This window comes from Corallococcus terminator, from assembly GCF_003611635.1.
Classification (GTDB): Bacteria; Myxococcota; Myxococcia; order Myxococcales; family Myxococcaceae; genus Corallococcus; species Corallococcus terminator.
The window spans coordinates 1-447 of sequence record NZ_RAVZ01000814.1 but is presented as its reverse complement, the minus strand read 5'-3'; the positions used below and the strand labels follow the sequence as shown (position 1 = coordinate 447).

1 protein-coding gene is annotated in these 447 nt (G+C 67.3%); it reads left to right on the top strand.

Annotation, left to right across the window (positions count from 1 at the left end):
• The coding region (locus D7V88_RS43580) for a hypothetical protein (RefSeq protein WP_208726798.1) at positions 1-447 on the top strand (447 nt) is incomplete at both ends.

Here is a 447-nt window from a genome sequence, read left to right as displayed (position 1 = left end):
GACGCTCTCCCACGTGGAGCTCGCCTCCGTCCTCTTCGTCCTCGCGCTCACCGCGGTGCTGCTCCTCTACCGGGCCTTTCTCCTCGGGTGGTTCAACCACGTCGTGCCCTTCCTCACCGGCATCCAGCTCACCCCGGACACCAGCAGCCTGCCCTCCCACGCCTACGACATCACCGAGGCCATTCGCCGCCGCCCTCCCCAGCACAAGTTCGTCGGCATGACGCCGGTGGCCCGGAGGTTCCGCCCCCTCTCCTGGGAGCCCGTCTACCTCTCGGAGCAGGACCAATCCATGCACCGCCACGTCATGGGGCAGACGGGCTCCGGCAAGACGCTCTCCGTCATCTGGCCCAGCGTCTTCCAGGACTTGCTGGACGGGAAGGGCGTCATCGCCATCAGCGCCAAGGGCTCCGACGAGGAAATCTCCACCATCAAGGGCCTGTGCGCGGT